Source organism: Bacillus massiliglaciei, from assembly GCF_900098925.1.
Lineage (GTDB): Bacteria > Bacillota > Bacilli > Bacillales > DSM-1321 > Peribacillus > Peribacillus massiliglaciei.
The window spans coordinates 240,372-259,797 of record NZ_LT622356.1; the positions used below are offsets into that span (position 1 = coordinate 240,372).

The following is a 19,426-nucleotide window of genomic DNA, read 5'->3' on the forward strand; positions in this document are numbered from 1 at the left end:
CGTTTATAGTATGTTGCCTTCTTAATTAGCCGGCTGCTCTTTTATCCACATTAGGAGAAAATTTTCAGTTTCAAGAGCTGGGAAGTACCACTTCCCTCCTACCCTTCGTTTTGGAAATCTCTCATCATAAAAGAATTTTTCCTTTATGTTATTTTCACTCATACAAGTCTGTCTACAAAGTTCTTTCATATCCCAGAATGTAAGATGTCTATCCAATTGATCAAGGTGCTTTCTTAATTCCTCTAAAAAAAGCCGCTCTGCCATATCCTCATTAATTTTAACTGTTATCATTTTATACACCCCAAAAATCTTCATAGCTTACTTTATATCCAGCCTCATTTAAAACCTTAACAAGTCGAATTCCATTCTTCATATTAGGTGTATAGTCTCCTTGTTGACACAGTCTGCTGATTGTACTTTTACTAACTCCACTCTGATCCGCAAGTACCTTTTGAGATATAGAATTTATATCTATGAACTTTCCAAATTTGGAACGTGGCTTTCCTAATCCTTTTTCTGTCATATCTGCACCTCACCATTACGAAATATTTCTATACGCCTGTCTAAAAATCCTACAGGTAATTTTTTTTTTATTTGTAGGAAACTTGGACAAGCAGCTGCACATAGGCTTTAGCAAGGTAGCTGATTTGGCAGCTGGCAAAAAGCAATCAAGATTGCGACCAAAGTATCTATCAAGGTATAGCTGCCAAGGTAATGGATGGATAACGCTATATATATCAAGGAAAGTAAAAAGTGTTTAGAAGGAGCCGGGAGGCGAGTGGATAGGGGGAGAGCGCGAGAGGGGTAAAATTAAAATTCCACACTACAAAGGAGAGGAACAGCATGAAATTCTTCAGGAGTATGCAGAGTGCCAGAATAGAGGTCATCCCTTTTAATTCCTTTATAAACAACGAACAATTGGAGAAAAAACCAATTTCTAAGCCATTTCCCCTCTTTTCCTTTATCCCCCTTCATCAGGCCGCCATGATTGATCCGGTCTTTATAGGGATAGCTGCAGGTATTCTCCTGCTGGCCTTAATCGAAAAAGGATTAGCGGATACTGGGAACATTTCCATCGCCGCTTTCATATCCGCATTCCTTAGAATCTCTTTTCCTGCAGCTGGCTTAGGGGCTATCTGGTACCTGGTCAATGATTTGAAGTTTCTCTTCTGGTAGTGACAGACACTTTTGTCCTTAACTGTTAATAAATTAGTTTTCGTCATTTTGACTCAAACTAATTTACATGGGTGGCCCAAAAATGTCTTACCCTTTGGATAAACTAATTCGCCTACCAAAAAGGTAACCCAAAAATGTCCCACCTATAGCCCCGAACCAAAAAAGACCAATAGCTTAGGTTTCTCGGAAAAATCCGATAAACCATGGTTTTTCACTTTTTTGTGAGAAAGGATGATTGGATGAAAACTTGGTTAGCTAAACAGCGTGTGAAGGCTTCTGTTATGAAAGTGTTCCGAAATGGAGGGATTGGTATCCATTACTCTTACAGCTCAAACAGTGGTATCGTGTATCCTTCCATACTATGCATTCGTTTCAATTACTCTGGAATGTCCCTTGATGTTGTCTTTTCCCTTCCGACTGGCATGGATCCGAAAGAGGTTCTAAAAAAAGAGTATTGTTTCAAACAGGTTTTTGGGGAACGTATTGACCTTAAAGGGGATCATAAGCATTTCACATTGACCGTTTATACCGCTGATTCTATCAAGCTGCTCCCTTACTCCTTTGAAAAGTTCGAACCCTTCCTAAAAGGTTCTATCCCTATTATTTGCGGCAAAAGTTCCACTGGAAAAACCGTAGCCTATGACATGGTAAGTCATCCTCACCTGCTTATAGCTGGGGAAACAGGTTCCGGAAAGTCCACTCAGTTGCGGTCAATTTTGACCGGGTTGATTCAGAACTTGCCTTCCGAAAGACTACACTTGTATTTATGTGACTTGAAACGTTCTGAATTTCATGTGTTTCGAAATATAAAGCACGTCCAAGGGGTATACGTATCCCCGGCTGATATCCTCCCGATGTTACTGTATCTACAAGAAGAAACTCGGAACAGAGGCGATTTACTGGATAGTTACGAGGTAGCCCACATTGATGACCTGCCGGACCCGCCTCCCTATATCATCCTTTGTATAGATGAAGTGGCCTTACTGAAGAAGCAGAAAGCCCTCCTAGAGGTTCTGGAAGAGATTAGCTCTATTGGAAGAGCTTTAGGTGTCTTTCTTATTTTGTCCATGCAGAGACCGGACTCAAAGCTTCTGGAAGGTGCTTTAAAAAACAACATGACTGTTCGAATGGGGTTTAAATGCGCGGACCGGATTAACTCCAAGATCATTGGTACTCCGGGTAGTGAAAAGTTGAAAGGGGATGGAATAATGCTACTTAAATTGCAAGGGCAAGAGAAATTAAAGGAGATACAGGCGCCCTATCTGTCCATTGAGGAAGCAAAAAGCATACTGGCTCCCTATAAGTCTCCTACGAACCAGAAGTCCTTTAAACAACCTGAAAAAGACTCTGAGATTATAGACGCCATATTTGAGGTGTTAGACTGATGAGAAAAAGAGACCTGGCCATTGTAAAAGATTTAGAGCGATTCCGCTGCATGACACGTGATGACATTATTGATTTGCATTTTCAAGGCCTGAAGAACCCTGTTACTTGCTGTAATACAGTTCTGAAGAGGTTACGAAGAGACGGCAATATAGAAGTGAACACAGCCCAGCAGCCTTATATCTACTTCCCTTCTCCTTCTCCCATAAAAAAAGACTCAGCAAAAATCCCTCACTTCGTAAAGATCCTTGAATTTTACAAGTGTATAAAAGTTTACGCTTGTCCAGACACATTTATCGTTGAGCCAAAGTACGGAAAAGGTTATATGGAACCTGATGCCTTCATGATATGGAAGCGGGCCCCTTTCTTTGTGGAAATTCAACGGTCCATCTATTCCGAAAAGGTTATGAATGAGAAGTTCGCAAGATATGTATCTTACTTTCAAAGTTGCGAATGGCAACAAGAATCCTGGCAACCAGATCATAAGAACGTCTTTCCTAAAATTTTATTGATTACGGATACAAGATACAATCTACCGCGGCATTCCTCTGTCCAGTTCTTTCAGGTACAAAACTTGGAGCAGTTTCTAACATTTGCAACAAGAGGGTTAGAGACTAAAAAGTCTCTAACTACTGATGGAATCAAGGTTAATATCGGGTATTAAATAAAATTATATATAACTCCTAATTAACCCGTTTTTATATAATTTTAGTTATAAAGAAAAGTTAGAGACCATACACTGTATCATATAAAATAAAAAAGGAAGCGCCCGGTAGCGCTTCAAAGAACAAAAATTCAGATGAGAAAATCAAGTATACTGCAAATAATCGATAAAGATACTTGAATTAATTTTATCCATTCCATAAAATCCCCCCCTTTTTATAACCCTATTAATTGGATGTTAGTTTTATTACACGTGTTAGTCTTTAAGCCAAAAAGAGCCTCCCCCTTAATAAAGGGGAGGCTCTTTTTAATTCCATTTATAAGATTTTTTTAACTTATTTAATTTTGTAGGATATTTAACATAACCATCACGTTGCAAACGGCCTAATACACAACCCGGTGAAATGCCAACTTTATGTGAAAAATCAATTATTGCTGATTCAGAAAAATCTTCTTTGGCAGTAAAATTCGAATACGACCTTTGGGGTATTAAAGTTTGTGCCGCGAAAGCATTTGCCTCTTCTTCCAATTGATCACGATTATCGCTGTATTCTAAAAAGGTAGTTTTTTTACTGTGTTTTAAAATATGAGCAGCTTCATGGAAGAAAGAAAACCAAAAATGGTCATTCGTTCCATGCCGAAAACATAGTTGGATTATTGGTTTTTTTCCAACCCAGGTAGCAGCCCCACTAACACGACTTTTAGGCGGATCTGGTATCAATAAAAATACAACACCTGCTTTACCACATAAATCAGTCAACTTAGGTAAAAATAATGCAGGATCTTCATCTGTAAGTTTTCTGATTTCTTTTAGCGTTTCTTTAAACAATTTTTCATTATAAGGAGGGTATTGCTTTTGCAGAGCTTCGATTTCCCCTTTTCTTAACCAGGCAGCTACAGACTCCGCATTCGCAGGAAAAGCTTCGGATTGGCGAAAGGCTGCATCAGGTTGGGAAAACGTCTCTTTCCATACATTTTTCCATGCCTCAAAACTAGCAACCCCAAAAAAATTCAATACTTCTTGTAATTGCAAAGTCTTATTAGAACATTCCTTTATCCAGTTATTTTGAATCATAAACTTCAAAGGGAACTGTTTTAAATGAGATATATCATCATTAAGATCGTCTTCATGCTTTTTTTTTGCAAGTAAATGCCTGTAGTTACTTTCTAAATTATTCCAGAATTCAGCTGAAACACCAAAAACACTTTCAAACTCTATGGCAGTTTCTTGAGTAATAGGAGCTTTCCCTTTAATTATTTCATTTATATTCTTCGCTGATCTTCCAGTTCTTTCGGCAAGTTCAACTTGTGACATATCATAATGATCCAATAGCTCTTGTATAGTATCTCCAGGAGGGATAATGTAATTTGGATTAAATTCATTGTTTTGGTTATCTACCATGATAATCAACCCCAACTTCTAAAATTTTTATGGCAGTAACTAAAGTACGGTCTAAACCACCATCATCTTTTCTGGGAATTGGACTGTGATCAGGTTCAAAAACCAATCTAAAGGGATGATGTAAATCGATAGCTAATTGCCCTGTTCTGTCCCCATATAATTCATGTAACCGGGGAGGGGGTAAATGACTTATCTGCTCAAGAGTAGGTGCAGCATGAAGTTCTAATAGTCGCTGCTGAAGTTTTTTTGCTGACTGTCTTTCTAATTGTTTATTCATTTCTTTATAATCATTGCACAATTTCTGGACTTTTTTATTCTTGAAAGATATATTCATCAAATACCCCATTTATGAAAAGTATTAACGTAATCGGTTAATTAATACCTATAATTAATATATTCTTTTTATCAAATTTTGTAAATGGAAATCGCTTATAAATTATTTTACAAAATAATTTGAATTATTTATAGAATTTATTATATATTTTCAAAAAAGCACCTTTTATATTTTCAAATCCAATCCCTCTACTTCGCCGTAATCTTTTCCTTTTTTAAACTAGATAATTTTATTCCTGTAGTGCCTCCTATTAAAGATGACTTCCGCAAAATAAAAAGCACCATAGGTGCTTAATCACCAAAATTTATCTTTAATTTTTCTCTCATGATGAGTACAGTTTGATCCTCTTTTGGTTCAATCGGAATTAACCCATATTCCTTTTTGACAGTATTATTAGAAGTGTTTATCTCACTAACTATATAATAGTCCTTATATAAGGCAACAACCCAATACTGGTTCTCATTCGTTTTTAATATGGTTTGATAGCCACCCTTCTTTAAACTGAAATCACTTAAACAATATCCAACTATTCCTGGAGCAGTCAGACCAACAAGCATAAAAAATATTAAAAATACTGGTTGTTTTGTTATCTCGTTTTTACTTAGAACTAAGAAAACCCCAAACAGACCCAAAAAAAGCGTTAGAATTATTAGCCCCTATATAGATTTTCAAAAACCAACTAACTACTAGTAAAATTATTATCATAACCAACAAAGTAATCTTATGTTGCTTTAGCATTGCTTCAGATGCTTGTATCACTAAACTACTAGTGTTTAAAAGTAACACTCCCAATATAATAAGACCACTGGATAAAGTAGTAATATTTAATTCTATAAAGAAAGATGGTATACCTTTATAAAAGTATTCACCTAGATAAAACGAAAACACCATACCATATGATATTACAGTTAATATTAATACAATATCAATCTTAGAAAATATTTGTTTAATAAAATTCATACCTTCCCCTCCTCCTCTAATCCTTTATCTATCCAATAAAAAGGCACCTTCTAAGGTGCCGTTACTTTTGCTCTGACAATATCCGATAAAGATCTTGTATCGCCTTTATATATTCATCATTCCAATGATTGTTTGAATCTCCCTTACTATTAAATTTCAATACAACTTCTCCGTTGTTGCAAATTTTAAAGTCCACACCATCATTATCATATTCAGGAATAGATAAAGATAATTCAACACTATCAAGATTAAAAGGAATTGTATCAACCTTGTACATTTCCTTACTTTCAATAGTAACAAGAGCAAAATGCTTTTCAAACAAAATAATTAATTCTTTATTTCCTTCTCCATTATATATATTTCTTGCGTAGAACCATCTTACGTTATCCTTGTTAATATAATGAGTGATTTTTTTGAGAAACTTTTTATAAGTCAAAGTCTGATTTTCAAATAGGCCACTATTTACTTCATCCTGAAATTTTTGGAATGAATTAACCAACGTTCTTCCTCCTTTTATTAAAAATTTTCTTCGTAATTTAGTTTTTGAATATCAGTCGATATGTAAGGATTTCGTTATTGTCGTCTAGAAATGTTAGATCCTCCTCTGATAATTCCTCGCCAGCCGCAAGCCTTTTTTTTAATCTTCTAATTTCCTCTAAATTTTCTCGTTGAAGGCAGTGTAAGTAATATTTAGCACCGTCAGGATACCTAGTATTTGTGTTAAACTCAACATCTTGAATATCCGGAAAGCTATATGTGTATTCTTCATTTGTTTCCGAATTTCTAACATCAATTAACAACAAGTAACCTGTTTTTGTTTCAAGGACCTGACTCCCTAAAACAAAATGGAGAATTATTTCATCAGGACCAGGTATATTCGGAGAATAACTTAATTGAATACATTTAAATTTCTTTAAGTCTGACTCCAAAAATGGATCAAAAAGTTTCATTTTCTATTTCTCCTTTGCGATTTTTTCAAGCGATATTTATATCGGATTTAATCGGAAACTTTCAACCTATTATTTTACATAAAAAAGCACCCAACTTAATGGATGCTCTTTAAGTATCACCAACCTCTGGCTGCTGATACTCTTCCTACAGATGTAACTTTAATAACATTTATTTTTTCAAAATTGATATAAACTAGATTCCCATTAGAGTCCGTTATCCATTGATTATTTTTTATAACATGATTATCTCTAACATCTATTGGATCTTTACCTTCCACACTTTGCTTTACTGTTTGATCATTTAGATGATAATAAATATTAAATTTTGCCATTATTTCACCCCCCTCAGTCCCTCTCATTCGACAAAAGAAGATGGTTTCCTGCAAGAAAAAGCACTCCAAATGGAATGCTTCCTCTCTCTGTATTAAGTATTAAAGTAACTGCTGACTTTTCTTAATTCATCTGCTTCTTCTTGCAATTTCTGCAACTTAGGTAAAAGAAACAGATTTTCTTTTTCATCCAATAAATCCATAATCGCAATTTGATCCTTATAATTTTCCTTCAACTTGTTTATTATAACGCCATGATTTTCATATATGTTCATAGCCAACCTCCCTTCTGCTCTAACCATTCGACAAAAGAAATCTTGTCCCTTCAAGATACCTCTTTCAGCAGCACTTTTGTTAGAAAGCCCCGTTTTCCATCCAGTGCCGTTAAAATACCTCTCACAAGATAAAGCTGATCATTTACATATATCCCTTTACCAAAGACCGGTATACGATGTTCATTTAACGACATCTTCTCTTCCCTAATCATCTTGCCTTCACAGAAAAACCTGAATAACATGTTCATTCCCCCTTAAAAAGAAATTCGATGCATTCAGGTTTTTATCCTGTTTATACTGTTACCTTACCAGGATCTAAATCCTTACTCCCAAGGCACGTTAGTTCATTTCATCCACATATGTTGCATCATATAATATCTTCTTTAATCAATTTCAATAATTTCACCTATACAACGTGGATCTAATACATATTCAACAATATTGACTTCTTCAGAAACAGGACCATAGGATGGGTCTGCTTCTAATATGGCCAATATAATCTCTGAATCAGCAATGGTCTTATAAATCGCTGTATCGCCATCTTCATTCCATTTATTTTTAAAATATAGGGCAGTTTCCAAGTCAGATGTCCACGGCATACCTCTTTTGCTTTTAAAGGGTGCCCCTCTGTACAAAACGGTTTTATTCTTTGGCCTCTCTAAACCACAATTTGAGAAGAAGCCGACCTCTTTGAAATAAGGTAGCCAAAAGTGATAACCTTCAATCATAGCAAAACCGGCATTTATCCACGCCTCGGTGAGAAACTTCACTTTTTTATTGGCGGGAATATTATCCCAAAATTTCTGCAACACATAACCTTTATCAAAATACGGTGCAGCTCTTAAAGCTTTAAAAGCATCTGGTTCATTAAGCATTCTATTCCGTGCTGCTCTTACACTTCTCATTTCAAAGAAAGTTAAAGTATTTAGATACTCCTGGATCATCCATTTTCTATTCGACAATTTCCTTCCATCAAGTTCAATGTTATGCCCATAAACACTTGCAAGCTCATTCATTAAAGTCATAGCCTTCTCTTCATCTATATTCATAGCCAGAGCGATATCTGAAATCCCCCCACACTTGTTTCTTATTAAGTCCGACACTGCCTGATGCTCTTCAGGTAACACTACTTTATCTCCCGACATATGTTCCTCCTTAATCTGATTTGTCAATTTGCAAACGGTTAATAAAAAACACAAAGCCGCCTACAAAAGCAGCAATTTTAAACCTTTGCTTTTACATATCCTGACTGCAGGATTCCCGATAAAAGTTTTTTAGTATTCTATTGTCATACCACAATTCAAAAAAGGGACAGACTACTTGGTCCATCCCCTCTGTCTATTTATGCACCTGCAGGCTCTTCAGTAATTGCAAGGTCCAAATCATAAACTTGTACTGCTTGATTATCTTTAGGCTTTCCAGTAGCAAACTGTTTGGCGATATATAGGGTTGCATCGTCCATGGCTAATGTTTGATCAAACTTCTTAACTTCCATTTCTCCACCAATTGCCGCGAGGTATTCCCCTTTTACAAAGAATAATACTTTACCTTGAGGAACAAACATAGATTCCGTAAAGATTGGGCTGAATGGAAGGCTGGATACATAGGATCCTGCAGCATTTTGAACTGTTGAATTTGCTTTAATACCAAAGCTGTCAAATGGATTAGTAACCATTACAACTTTTCCGGCAATATTTCTGACTCGATCCTCGCTTCCCACAGTGTGAATAGATAGTTTTTCTACCACGCCTTTTAGCTCATTGATCGTAGTGCGTCCAGGTTTGAAGGTTAAAGTACCTGCAGAAGTTTTATCAGGGTATACCATTACCCCATTTTCTACTGATCCATTTAAATCCTTCAGCAAACCAATAGGTTGATTATCTCCAGTTCCTTCGACAAAACCACGTTCTAAGCCAACTGACATTGCTTCCACAATCATTGTACGAACATAACGTTCAACCCATACTGGCCCTAGCTTCAACATATCATTAGAGATGGGAATAAATGCAGTCAATTTAAGTTGACTGATAGATTCTTTTCGGAAAGTAGCATTTAGTTGTCCTTTAATATCCCCAAAGATCGGACCCCAGACAGCTGCACCTTCTGGATTACCATAAATGAATTCGGTAACAGCTCCAAGGTTTTGAATCCCAATTTGCTGCAGTAATGGATGACTTTGTTGTAAATCTTCAAAAACACGTTCTTGTGTTTCTACAGGAAGAGTTTCATTGTCTTTAAAACCACCTTCTTGAATTACTGCGTTGAAAAACCTTATTTCTTGTCCAGATAATTGATTTGCTCCATGTGATCCAGTATACATTTCTGCCTGAACTTCTTTTCGTATGTTGTTTGTTACCTCTCTTTGTAGTTCATCGAAGTAATTTGTAAAAGCTTCTGTTTGCTGTGATTCGGTACTTTCTGTGTTTGATAATACTTCTGTCAATTTTTTCTTTGCATCGTTCATTTCATTTTTATTATTAAATCTCATTACCATAGTTAACACACTCCTGAATTTTTATAGTTTATTAGAGTAACTGTTTAAAAACGCTCTTGCGATAGAACTTAAACCTGCTTTTTCTTCACTTTTTTTCTCATTCATAACTTTATTTCTGATACCATCAATAACCTTTTGTGGAATCATACTTGGCATAGCACTGTAAGCAGCGATTTTGACGGTATTATCCATGAACATGATTTCATCAACAAAGCCGTTCTCTAATGCCTGCTGAGGATCCATCCATGTTTCTTCGGCCATCATATCTAGCAATTCCTCTTCTGTTTTTCCCGTTTTTAGCATATATGCATTTACGATAGTTTTGTCTGTAACCTTTAACCGCTCTGCAGTTTTAGTCATATCACGATGATCACCATAACCAACTGTGGCAGCATTATGAACCATAATTTGACCAGTAGGCGTAATTCGAACTTTGTTCGTACCTGTTGCAATAAAAGATGCTGCGCTTGCTGCTAACCCTACAATTTGAGATTCAGTATCGCCTGGATAGTTTTTTAATGCCGTATAAATTTCTGATCCATCCCACACGTATCCACCGGGGCTATTGATAGAAACAATTACATCTTCACCTTTTGCATTCTCGAGTTCTTGTATGACTTTACGAGGCCAGGTGGCATCCATTTCGAACATTTCATAAATCCAAGCCTCATCGTTTGAAATTATTGGCCCTTTAACTTCGATTTTGTACGTCATTTTGTTTTTTTCACCTCCTTTTATTGCATTATTTGAAAGGTTCTCTAAGCTCTAAAACTTTGTCATTATTGACTTTTCTGTCCTAACCCCCCCTATACGCGTGAGAAAAGCAGAAAAATTTGGGGAGTAGAGACCCCTGCCCGGTCCCCGGGTTAAAAAATTTCAGTGAAACCTTTTAGGGGGGGATGTTCATCATTCCATAGAATCACTCCTTTCAAGGGAATTTAAATAATTCCTAATGCCGTTGCGAATAACCGGATTGCTTGTTTCTTCTGATCATAAAATTGGTTTTTGGATAGTCCTAAATCCATGCAAATTGTTAAATCATTGACTGCTATATTACCCAGGTACTTTTTTTCTAGGATCATACGTTGCGTGTCATCCAAAACCTCATTTAAAACTCGATTTACATGCTTATACTTTAGTTCCTTTACGCTATCCCTACTGATCATTTCAGGAAAGACTCTACCTACCCCAGTTTCTTTAAGCTCTTTGTTATTCTTCACCAATACTTTTAAGGCTTTATAGAACTTCAATTCTTCAGCAACAATCCTTTTTAATTCGCGATCATTTATAACCTTTGGCTGAATCTCCTGGCCACAATTAATGCTATATAGTTCCTGTTCCATAGCCCTCACCCTTGTGTTATAATTTAGGTGAATTAAGAATTAATTACTTTCGACTAAGTTTTTTTAATGACACCTTTGCTATTGCCGTAGCAGAGGTGTTTCTTTTATTACTTGACTTGTCTTCTATTAATCTATTAACTATTTCATCCAGGTCCTTTAGAGTAACCACACCAGCCCCCTTCAACTTCCCCAGAAGATAAACAAAATACAAGGCCCACATTGAATCACTGTTTTTACTTTCTTCTCTGAATATGTGTTTGATTAAAAATCTTTCTGCATATTTAGGAGAATATTGCTTTCCTAGACGCGTCCGAAGTTGAATATAATCTGTAATTTTTTTCTTTGATTTTGCCATTTAATATCACTCCCATTATTTTTTATAAATATTATGAATTAATTGGTTACTGTTAATCACTCCAATTGAAGGACTCAGGATCCCCTCCTGCAGCTATCCATCTTTGAAACTCAATATCTTTACTTCTTGGATCCTTATTTACAGTCGCTTCCAACTTCTGATTTAATTTGCTTATAGCCTCATCCACCTTTATATTTCGAATAATCCCTAAGGTATAATTTTCTTTTTTTGAATGAAATGCTGAGTTTTCAAGATGTGTTTTAACTCCATACTCCACACGCTTTTCAGGATACTTGTCCCAATCTTGATACATTTTTAAAATGACAGAATCAGATATCTTCCCACTACTTCTGGTATGTCGAATCATTTCTAAGTAATCATCAATGATTTTTAATTGACTGTTAGAATACCTGTGACGCAAATTTTCAATTTGTGAAGGTATATGTGTTTTCTTTTCATTCTTTACTTCTTTATATTCTTGTTTGTGGTCAACTGTTGGTTCATTTGATGGTCTTTTGTTGGTCATTTGTTGGTCAACTTCTTGATATCGAGACCAATTATTTATTGTTACCACGCTGTATTTGGTAGTTTTATTGATGGTCAAATACCCGAGCTTTTCTAGTCTTTCTAGCCACCTATAAACGGTCTTAGGTTCTTTCACCCTGTCTCCCTGTTTTAAGCCATTATTGTACATGTCGAATAGAGTAAACCTGCCTGTTACAAATTGCCCTGGCAGTAAATGAACCATCTGGCGATCCACGACCTGATCTCGTTCTTTATGGGTGGCTTCAGTTAAACAGATAATCCACAATCTAAAAAACTTGTGATCATTAAAAATAGGATTATCTCTAATTTTCCGATGTAGCTTGATCCATCCTTGCATAATCACCTCACCTACTTGCCTATTAACCTCTTTGTATCGAGGCTCAAAATGCTGTTTATAACTTCATTACCAGAAATTTTTTTGGATTTTATTTCAGCTAAAAGCCTCTCCATAATATCTTCTTTATCTACAATTTCCTCTTCACAAAAATGATTCAGATGTACTTTTACGAAGGCATCCTGATAGTATGATTTGCCTTTGCCAACGAGTATCGTATTCAGAACATCATAAATGGTAACTTGTTCACCAAACACTTCAATCAAATCTTGATTGTTTAATTGCATTTCAGAAATGCGGCCTTTTACTTCATGATATAAAACAACTATCCCCTCTTTACTAGCCCCCCAATGAACATCAAGCCGACCTTTTATCGTATTTTCATACATTTTTTACATCCCCTCTTTTTCAGATGACCAACGATCGATATAAGCTTCAACCTGTTTGCGATGAAAGAGCCATTTTGCACCTACCCGAAATTTAGGGAAATTAGGATCTGAAATGAAAAGCTTCTGAACAGTCGGCCAAGATAAAGAAAGCATTTTGCAAAGTTGCTTAGTATCCATAAGCAAAGCCTCTAATTCAATTTGATCTAAGCGTTTTTGAATTTCATCCAGATATAAAGCTTTCAATTCTTCTTGGTTTACTTTTATGTCAATCAATTAAATTCACTCCTTTTAATCAAACTGATGCCTCAATTTCGAAAATATCGTCAAACTCGACTTCTAAAGCATCAACAATTTTTTTTGCTATTGGAGGACTTGGTTTTCTGTTACCATTACAAACTTGAATTGCAGTAACTTCACCGATTTCAGCAACTTTTGCCAAAGCGCGTTTAGTAAAACCTTTTCTAATAAGTGCCCTATGAATTTCTTCAATTTTAGGATTTATTTTCATTCTTTACCCTCCTTTATATTGCTAATAGCAATATTTATATTTAGATACTACATCAAAATATATCAATTTGCAATACTAATAGTAATAAATATTCCAATTTGCTATATTTATTATATAAAGTTATCTAAAGGAGCGATATAAAATGGGAAATGAAGAATTTGGTTTACATCTTCGAAATCTTAGAAAGAAAAAAGGGTTAACTCTTGAAGAACTAGGAAAGTTATCAGATTTATCACAGCCTTACCTTTCGCAAATTGAAAATGGGAAAAGGGCAATCCCCTCACCAGAAATACTTTATAAATTATCTAAACCATTAGGCGTCGATCATGTTCATTTAATGATAAAAGCTGGGCATCTTCAGGGGGAAGAAAATGATTATTTGGAAAGCCCACTTGAAACAGAATTAAGAAAATTAGAAGATGGAAAACTAAAAGAAAAAATGCAAAAAATACAAAATGCTGAAAATGATATCATAAATATCCTTTTTCGACCAAATATTCACTATAGAGGAGTTATTCTTACTAAAGAAGATAGAAGAAAACTCGCAGATATGATAGATATAATGTTACGCAATAAAGAGGAATAAAGGAGGAATAAAAATGTCCAAGTTTAAACAACGAGGAAAATCCTGGAGTTATCATATTTATTTAGGTATAGACCCTTTAACAAAAAAGAGGATGGAAATATCTAAAGGTGGATTTAAAACTAAAAAGGAAGCCCAAGCTGCAGCCCGGCTTGTGGAAATAGAAAAACAAAATGGTACCCTGATTAAAGAGTCGCGGATGTCATTTGAAGAATTTGCTAAGGACTGGCTTAAGTCATACAGCCGCAGCGGGGTAAAAGTAAGCAGCGTAAGAGCCCGAGAAAAAGAAATGAAGCACTTTATAAGTGTTTGGGGTCCCTACCCTATAAGCAAAATCACAAAAAAAATGTACCAGGACAGGATACTCGATTTATTTGAGCGCTATAGCCAAAATTATATGGATGGCATTCACGCATGTGGAAGAATGATTTTTAGGCAGGCAGTAGAACTAGGGTTAATGAAAATCAATCCTACAGAAAATTTCAGGCTCCCTAAGAAGCAACAAACTGTTGAAGAACTTGAGAAAGAAGAAGAGGAAATAAATTTTTTGGAGAAAGAAGAGCTTGCACATTTCCTTAAGTTAGCTCAATCTGATGGCCTGGAAATGGATCATTTAGTCTTTACTGTCCTTTCCTATACCGGATTAAGAATAGGCGAACTATTAGCTCTAAAATGGACGGACTTTAATGCAAAACAAGCAACTTTACGTATAACAAAAACTATTTATAACCCAACTAATAATTTTGAAAAGTATCAGCTACTTACACCCAAAACAGTGGGTTCGAAACGCACAATCGAAATTGATGATATGTTGGTGAAAATGCTGAAAAAACACGAAATCAAACAAAAGGAAATAAAGCTTAAAAACAAACCTATATACAAAGATAATGGATTTATTTTTGCCCGAGATGATGGCCATCCACAATTAAGAAAAGTATTTGAAACAAGACTTCATCGTCTGCTAAAAAAAGCGGAAATACACAAGAATATAACTCCTCACTCGTTCCGGCATACTCATGCATCATTAATGTTTGAAGCTGGTGCAACAATTAAAGAAGTGATGGAGCGTCTGGGACATACTGATCCAAAGACGACAACAGTTATTTATACTCACGTTACCCAAAGCACAAAAGAAAAGACCTCCCACCAGTTCAGCAAACTGATGAAAGGCCTTCTCCATTAGGGTGATCTTTGTCTATTTACGAGGACAAAGACGAGGACATATTTAGTCAATTACCCTCATAAACGTTGATAATTCAACATTTATAAGTGTGTCTTACATCATGCCGCCCATTCCACCCATGCCGCCCATGTCAGGCATTCCGGCAGGAGCTGCGTTTTCTTCTGGCTTGTCAGCTACGACTGCTTCTGTTGTCAGGAACATAGCCGCAACAGATCCAGCGTTTTGAAGGGCAGAGCGTGTAACCTTAGTTGGATCCACGATACCAGCTTCGATCATGTTTACCCATTCGCCAGTGGCAGCGTTGAAGCCTGTGCCGACGCCTTCGCCTTTAAGGCGTTCAACGATGACAGATCCTTCAAGGCCTGCGTTGTGAGCGATTTGGCGGACTGGCTCTTCGATCGCACGAAGAACGATTTTCACGCCTGTTGCTTCGTCGCCTTCAGCCGTTAGCTCGGCAACTTTGTTGTATACGTTAAGAAGCGCAGTACCGCCGCCGGCTACGATACCTTCTTCAACTGCAGCGCGAGTTGAGTTCAAGGCGTCTTCGATGCGGAGTTTGCGTTCTTTCAATTCTGTTTCAGTAGCAGCACCGACTTTGATTACCGCTACGCCGCCAGCCAATTTCGCAAGGCGTTCTTGTAATTTTTCGCGGTCGAATTCAGAAGTTGTTTCTTCCATTTGAACGCGGATTTGGTTCACACGGCCTTGGATAGCAGCTGTGTCTCCAGCGCCTTCAACGATTGTAGTGTTCTCTTTAGTAACGACGATTTTAGCCGCACGTCCAAGAGAATCGATTGTTGCAGATTTAAGGTCAAGACCGACTTCTTCTGTGATGACTTCGCCGCCAGTAAGTGCTGCGATGTCTTCAAGCATTGCTTTACGGCGGTCACCGAATCCAGGAGCTTTAACAGCTACTACATTGAATGTTCCGCGAAGTTTGTTCAGTACAAGTGTTGCTAATGCTTCGCCTTCTACGTCTTCAGCGATGATCAATAGCGGCTTGCCTTGCTGAACCACTTGCTCAAGAACAGGAAGGATTTCTTGGATGTTGCCGATTTTCTTGTCAGTGATCAAGATGTATGGGTTGTCTAGGACAGCTTCCATCTTGTCAGAATCAGTTACCATGTAAGGAGATGCATATCCGCGGTCGAACTGCATACCTTCTACAACGTCAAGCTCAGTTGTGAATCCTTTAGATTCTTCGATAGTGATAACACCGTCGTTGCCTACGCGCTCCATTGCTTCAGCGATCAATTGACCGACTTCTTCGTCAGCTGCAGAGATTGCCGCAACTTGTGCGATGGATTCTTTGTTTTCAACTGGTTTAGAGATAGCTTTCAATTCTTCGATAGCAGCGTTCACTGCTTTTTCGATTCCTTTGCGGATTCCCATTGGGTTCGCACCGGCAGTTACGTTTTTCAATCCTTCGCGGATCATCGCTTGTGCAAGAACAGTGGCAGTTGTTGTTCCGTCCCCTGCTACATCGTTCGTTTTGCTTGCTACTTCAGCAACCAATTTCGCACCCATGTTTTCGAAAGCATCTTCAAGCTCGATTTCTTTCGCGATAGTTACACCGTCGTTTGTGATCAGCGGTGAACCGAATTTCTTTTCAAGTACGACGTTGCGTCCTTTTGGTCCAAGCGTTACTTTTACTGCGTTTGCAAGAGCGTCCACACCGCGAAGCATGGAACGGCGAGCTTCTTCACTAAATTTAATTTCTTTAGCCATAATATATAGTACCTCCCTAATCATTTTAGATAAAATTTTCGTTCAGTTAAGTATTTGTTAAGATTAACCGATGATAGCCAAAATGTCGCTTTCACGGAGAATTAAGTATTCAGTACCTTCATATTTTACTTCAGTACCTGCATATTTTGAGAAGATAATGCGATCGCCTTGGGCAACCTCTAAATTAACACGTTCGCCGTTTTCAAGAACACGGCCTGTACCGACTGCGACCACTTTGCCTTCTTGCGGCTTTTCTTTCGCTGTGTCCGGTAAAACAATACCGCTTGCCGTTTTTTCTTCAGATTCAACTAGTTCAATAATAACGCGATCACCTAATGGTTTTAACAAGTGAAACGACCTCCTCAAATTTCGTTTAAATAATTGCTATGATTATTAGCACTCAACTCCAACGAGTGCTAACACAATTATTATATTAAATAAATCGTCTCTATTTTGCAAGTATCTTCCTCATTTTTTTCGCAGATTTTTTTATAAAAATCAGGCAGGCTTCAGGAATAAATCGACGGCTTTTGGAATAGGATTTTTCGCTCTCAATAATTGGTGTTCTCCGCTGATTTTTGGTACCCTATTCTAATAGAGCATATTGTTTGGCACTTTAGGAAATTGAGCTTAAAGGGGATTTCGGTATTGAAAAAAGAATATTGGTTTGTCATGATCGTTTACATCATTGCGCAGCTGTCCAGCATTGTCGGAGTACCAATTCTGCTGGTGGCATTTGACATGGGCATTGCGCAGGCCACTGCCTGGTGGATCTTTGGAAGCTTCGCTGTGGCTGTGCTGCTGACTCTTCTCCTTTTGAGGAAGGAGATGACGGAGAAGAAGCGGGATCTGCAGGCGCCAATCGGGATTTCTCTGTTTTGGGCGATTGCCGGGATTTTTCTTGCCTTCTTCGCACAGACGGCTTCCGGGATGATCGAGCAGGCCATCGGCATCGATCCTGGCTCGGAAAATACCCAGCACATTACAAGCCTGATTGAACAGGCGCCTATGATGATTGTGGCCACCGCTTTATTCGGGCCTATATTGGAAGAAATCATTTTCCGGAAAATCATCTTCGGTTCATTATATAAGCGGTTCAATTTCTTCCTGTCCGCTTTAATCAGTTCAGCCATATTCGGGCTGGCGCATTTTGAGTTGGAACACCTTCTGTTATACACAGCAATGGGTCTGACCTTCGCTTTTCTGTACGTTCGGACAAAACGGATCTGGGTCTCGATTGTTGCGCACGTCGCCATGAATTCAATCGTCGTTCTTATGCAGGTTGTATTCAAAGATGAAATTGAAGAAATGCTCGAACATGCACCGGCCTTTATCGGAGGTTTTTTATGAGACGGTCACCTTTAACAATGGGCATGATCTACGTCGGCCTTGGCGTGCTTTTCACGTTCATGGCCATCCAGCGGGTCTCGAATTCGGGATGGGGCTTCTTCGCCTACCTGCTTATTGTGATTGCTACACTTGATTTTGGCTCAGGCATCAGAATGCTTCTGCTGCACCTCAAAATCAAGTCGATTAAAAAGAATCAGAAGAAATAACAAAAGAACGCTGCCGCCTGAAGTGAACCCAAAAAGTTAGACACTTTATTTAGTTAGGCAACCTTGAGGGCATGAACTCGGTAATCAACCGGGCTCATGCCTTTTAATTTCGTTTTAATACGTTGGTGATTGTAATAATGGATATACTCCTCTAGTTCTTGTTTGAAATGCTCCATGCTGTCGAACTCTTGTAAATAAAGTAATTCAGATTTTAGTAGCCCAAAGAAATTTTCTATAACGGCGTTATCGAGACAATTTCCCTTTCGGGACATACTTTGTGTAATGCCATGTGTCTTCAAGGATTGGGAATAGGATTTCATTTGATAATGCCAACCTTGATCTGAATGGAGAATGGGTGTATCTCCTGATTCTAAATGCTTGATGGCTTGGTCCAACATCTTGTGGACTAACGAATAGGTAGGACGTGACTCTATTTGGTAGGCGATGATTTCTCCATTAAATAAATCAAGGATGGGAAATAGGTGCAATTTTTCACCATATAAATGGAATTCCGTCACGTCCGTCACCCATTTTTCATGAGGCTTGGTGGCCTTAAAATCCCTTTGGAGTAGATTAGGTGCAACCTTTCCCACCTTGCCTTTGTAAGAACGATATTTCTTCATCCTTACCATACATTTTAACCCCAGCTTATTCATTAACCGAAGCACTGTTTTATGGTTCAACTTAATCCCCCGATTACGCAATTCTAAAGTAATTCGTCGATATCCATACCTTCCTCTATGTGAATGAAAGATTTCTTCAATGACAGGCTTGATCTCTGCGTATTTATCCTGACGCCGAAAGGCGTTTATCCAATAATAATAAGTGCTCCTTGCGATATTTGCGACAGATAGAAGTAGCTTTAAGTTACATTCTGCCCTTAGTTCGTGTACAGCTTGTGTTTTCTGTCGTGCTGTAAATTTAGCCATATAAAA

At 37.5% G+C, this 19,426-nt stretch carries 27 protein-coding genes and 2 pseudogenes; 7 read left to right on the plus strand and 22 right to left on the minus strand.

The genetic code is table 11. From position 1 onward, the window contains the following. Positions 1-21 precede the first annotated feature (21 nt). The gene (locus BQ4305_RS05440) at positions 22-291 is read right to left on the minus strand and encodes a hypothetical protein (RefSeq protein WP_110926821.1); all 270 of its coding nucleotides are present in this window, start codon (positions 289-291) and stop codon (positions 22-24) included. A 1-nt stretch (position 292) separates the two neighbouring features. Beyond that, complete coding sequence (locus BQ4305_RS05445) at positions 293-523, minus strand: helix-turn-helix transcriptional regulator (protein ID WP_110926822.1); 231 nt, start codon at positions 521-523, stop codon at positions 293-295. Positions 524-843: 320 nt separating this feature from the next. Between BQ4305_RS05445 and BQ4305_RS05450 the strand changes: the two genes are divergently transcribed. The 3 genes from BQ4305_RS05450 (at position 844) to BQ4305_RS05460 (ending at position 3,223) form a co-directional block, all read left to right on the plus strand. Further along, entirely contained in the window at positions 844-1,176 is a 333-nt protein-coding gene (locus tag BQ4305_RS05450; protein ID WP_110926823.1) for a hypothetical protein, read from the plus strand. Between the two features lie 239 nt (positions 1,177-1,415). After that, positions 1,416-2,561, plus strand: a complete 1,146-nt coding sequence (locus tag BQ4305_RS05455; protein ID WP_199880574.1) for an FtsK/SpoIIIE domain-containing protein — start codon at positions 1,416-1,418, stop codon at positions 2,559-2,561. Beyond that, positions 2,561-3,223 (plus strand): hypothetical protein, encoded by a 663-nt coding sequence (locus BQ4305_RS05460; RefSeq protein WP_110926825.1) that lies wholly within the window; start codon positions 2,561-2,563, stop codon positions 3,221-3,223. Before BQ4305_RS05455 ends, BQ4305_RS05460 begins: the two co-directional genes overlap by 1 nt. Positions 3,224-3,529: 306 nt before the next feature. Here the strand turns inward: BQ4305_RS05460 and BQ4305_RS05465 are convergent, their stop codons facing one another. The 17 genes and pseudogenes from BQ4305_RS05465 to BQ4305_RS05550 all read right to left on the minus strand — a co-directional run bounded on the left by BQ4305_RS05465 (position 3,530) and on the right by BQ4305_RS05550 (position 13,441). Next, complete coding sequence (locus BQ4305_RS05465) at positions 3,530-4,624, minus strand: HigA family addiction module antitoxin (protein WP_110926826.1); 1,095 nt, start codon at positions 4,622-4,624, stop codon at positions 3,530-3,532. Next, positions 4,614-4,958, minus strand: coding sequence for a type II toxin-antitoxin system RelE/ParE family toxin (locus tag BQ4305_RS05470; protein WP_110926827.1), 345 nt, complete (start codon positions 4,956-4,958; stop codon positions 4,614-4,616). The genes BQ4305_RS05465 and BQ4305_RS05470 overlap by 11 nt, the downstream gene beginning before the upstream one ends. A 597-nt stretch (positions 4,959-5,555) precedes the next feature. After that, a complete protein-coding gene (locus tag BQ4305_RS05480) occupies positions 5,556-5,918 on the minus strand; it encodes a hypothetical protein (RefSeq protein WP_110926829.1) in 363 nt (120 codons plus the stop codon). A 61-nt stretch (positions 5,919-5,979) separates the two neighbouring features. Then, positions 5,980-6,417 (minus strand): DUF3908 family protein, encoded by a 438-nt coding sequence (locus BQ4305_RS05485; protein WP_199880575.1) that lies wholly within the window; start codon positions 6,415-6,417, stop codon positions 5,980-5,982. Positions 6,418-6,454: 37 nt separating this feature from the next. Then, positions 6,455-6,868, minus strand: a complete 414-nt coding sequence (locus BQ4305_RS05490; protein ID WP_199880576.1) for a hypothetical protein — start codon at positions 6,866-6,868, stop codon at positions 6,455-6,457. A 116-nt stretch (positions 6,869-6,984) separates the two neighbouring features. Continuing rightward, on the minus strand, positions 6,985-7,200 hold the full coding sequence (locus tag BQ4305_RS05495; RefSeq protein WP_110926831.1) for a hypothetical protein: 216 nt from the start codon (positions 7,198-7,200) through the stop codon (positions 6,985-6,987). A 92-nt stretch (positions 7,201-7,292) separates the two neighbouring features. Then, a complete protein-coding gene (locus BQ4305_RS05500; RefSeq protein ID WP_110926832.1) occupies positions 7,293-7,472 on the minus strand; it encodes a hypothetical protein in 180 nt (59 codons plus the stop codon). Positions 7,473-7,522: 50 nt separating this feature from the next. Beyond that, a complete protein-coding gene (locus tag BQ4305_RS05505) occupies positions 7,523-7,714 on the minus strand; it encodes a hypothetical protein (RefSeq protein WP_110926833.1) in 192 nt (63 codons plus the stop codon). Between the two features lie 141 nt (positions 7,715-7,855). Beyond that, complete coding sequence (locus BQ4305_RS05510; RefSeq protein WP_110926834.1) at positions 7,856-8,617, minus strand: hypothetical protein; 762 nt, start codon at positions 8,615-8,617, stop codon at positions 7,856-7,858. Between the two features lie 197 nt (positions 8,618-8,814). Continuing rightward, positions 8,815-9,966 (minus strand): phage major capsid protein, encoded by a 1,152-nt coding sequence (locus BQ4305_RS05515; protein ID WP_234396879.1) that lies wholly within the window; start codon positions 9,964-9,966, stop codon positions 8,815-8,817. Positions 9,967-10,065: 99 nt separating this feature from the next. Further along, a pseudogene (locus BQ4305_RS05520) lies at positions 10,066-10,680 on the minus strand (head maturation protease, ClpP-related); the annotation flags it as partial. Positions 10,681-10,904: 224 nt separating this feature from the next. Then, positions 10,905-11,309 carry an ArpU family phage packaging/lysis transcriptional regulator gene (locus tag BQ4305_RS05525; RefSeq protein WP_110926836.1) on the minus strand — a complete coding sequence of 135 codons (405 nt, stop codon included), beginning with the start codon at positions 11,307-11,309 and terminating at the stop codon, positions 10,905-10,907. Between the two features lie 43 nt (positions 11,310-11,352). After that, entirely contained in the window at positions 11,353-11,664 is a 312-nt protein-coding gene (locus BQ4305_RS05530) for a hypothetical protein (protein WP_110926837.1), read from the minus strand. 52 nt (positions 11,665-11,716) lie between these two features. Beyond that, positions 11,717-12,547, minus strand: coding sequence for a hypothetical protein (locus BQ4305_RS05535; protein ID WP_110926838.1), 831 nt, complete (start codon positions 12,545-12,547; stop codon positions 11,717-11,719). A gap of 11 nt (positions 12,548-12,558) precedes the next feature. Next, positions 12,559-12,933: a hypothetical protein gene (locus tag BQ4305_RS05540; RefSeq protein WP_110926839.1), complete on the minus strand. Its 375-nt coding sequence runs from the start codon at positions 12,931-12,933 to the stop codon at positions 12,559-12,561. 3 nt (positions 12,934-12,936) lie between these two features. Beyond that, positions 12,937-13,206: a helix-turn-helix domain-containing protein gene (locus BQ4305_RS05545; protein WP_110926840.1), complete on the minus strand. Its 270-nt coding sequence runs from the start codon at positions 13,204-13,206 to the stop codon at positions 12,937-12,939. Between the two features lie 19 nt (positions 13,207-13,225). Continuing rightward, positions 13,226-13,441 carry a helix-turn-helix transcriptional regulator gene (locus tag BQ4305_RS05550; RefSeq protein ID WP_110926841.1) on the minus strand — a complete coding sequence of 72 codons (216 nt, stop codon included), beginning with the start codon at positions 13,439-13,441 and terminating at the stop codon, positions 13,226-13,228. A 142-nt stretch (positions 13,442-13,583) separates the two neighbouring features. On the opposite strand from BQ4305_RS05550, the gene BQ4305_RS05555 reads away from it, so the two are divergent. Next, a complete protein-coding gene (locus BQ4305_RS05555; RefSeq protein WP_110926842.1) occupies positions 13,584-14,027 on the plus strand; it encodes a helix-turn-helix domain-containing protein in 444 nt (147 codons plus the stop codon). Positions 14,028-14,040: 13 nt separating this feature from the next. Beyond that, the gene (locus tag BQ4305_RS05560) at positions 14,041-15,207 is read left to right on the plus strand and encodes a site-specific integrase (RefSeq protein ID WP_110926843.1); all 1,167 of its coding nucleotides are present in this window, start codon (positions 14,041-14,043) and stop codon (positions 15,205-15,207) included. A 93-nt stretch (positions 15,208-15,300) separates the two neighbouring features. Here the strand turns inward: BQ4305_RS05560 and groL are convergent, their stop codons facing one another. Together groL and groES are read right to left on the minus strand one after the other, a co-directional pair. Then, a complete protein-coding gene (gene groL, locus BQ4305_RS05565; protein ID WP_110926844.1) occupies positions 15,301-16,935 on the minus strand; it encodes a chaperonin GroEL in 1,635 nt (544 codons plus the stop codon). Between the two features lie 63 nt (positions 16,936-16,998). Then, entirely contained in the window at positions 16,999-17,283 is a 285-nt protein-coding gene (gene groES / locus BQ4305_RS05570; protein ID WP_110926845.1) for a co-chaperone GroES, read from the minus strand. Between the two features lie 300 nt (positions 17,284-17,583). Here groES and BQ4305_RS05575 point away from each other — a divergent pair, with 300 nt between their 5' ends. After that, entirely contained in the window at positions 17,584-18,285 is a 702-nt protein-coding gene (locus BQ4305_RS05575) for a CPBP family intramembrane glutamic endopeptidase (protein WP_110926846.1), read from the plus strand. After that, positions 18,282-18,491: a YdiK family protein gene (locus tag BQ4305_RS05580; RefSeq protein WP_110926847.1), complete on the plus strand. Its 210-nt coding sequence runs from the start codon at positions 18,282-18,284 to the stop codon at positions 18,489-18,491. The genes BQ4305_RS05575 and BQ4305_RS05580 overlap by 4 nt, the downstream gene beginning before the upstream one ends. A gap of 53 nt (positions 18,492-18,544) precedes the next feature. Here the strand turns inward: BQ4305_RS05580 and BQ4305_RS05585 are convergent. Next, a pseudogene (locus tag BQ4305_RS05585) lies at positions 18,545-19,408 on the minus strand (IS3 family transposase); the annotation flags it as partial. Positions 19,409-19,426: the final 18 nt, after the last annotated feature.